Below are 664 nucleotides of genomic sequence, written 5' to 3'. Positions count from 1 at the left end.
GTTTTATACAATAAGCCCTCTGCCGTAGGCTCTCTTTTGCCGTTTCGTTTCAACGAACGGTTTTAGAGCTTAGAGGCAGAGCCTCTTCCTCTGTGGACTTGAGTCCCTTTAATAGGATTACTTGCAGATATTTGAAAGTGGGTTTAAACCCACAGAGGAATCCGGCAAAGCCGGGTGCTTATCAATCCGTTGATTGAAATCAACGGCAAAAGAGAGCCTGCGGCAGGGGGGCTTATTGTATAAAACGGATTTTTCAAGTCTAAAAGATGTCTAAAACAAAACAAATGTTAATCTACTTTTTTGACCTCAAAAAGGGACTTTTTCGCCTTTTTTGAGCGTTTTCCGCCATTGCGACCGTCCTCTTTGCCATTACGACCGTGCTAATGTGTAGTGCACTCGGCACCTCGCGAAGATTAGGACGGTCGTAATGGCGATTTGAACGGTCGTAATTGGAAAGAGGACCGTCTTTAAGGCAAAAAAGCACCTGAATTTCCTTGGGATATTTGGGACGCCGTCCGTTTTATTTTCAAATATTCGATTCTCCGGGAGTTAAGGTTTATCACTCTGCCGGTGTTTCCGTCTTTCGGCAATCAAATTGCACGCTTTTCGAAACGGACTGCGCACCTCGCTCTTCCTATTGTCAGAAAGGGGAGCTTAAACCGTG

The sequence above is a fragment of the Parabacteroides acidifaciens genome (genome assembly GCF_003363715.1).
Classification (GTDB): Bacteria; Bacteroidota; Bacteroidia; order Bacteroidales; family Tannerellaceae; genus Parabacteroides; species Parabacteroides acidifaciens.
This window is presented reverse-complemented; position numbering follows the sequence as displayed.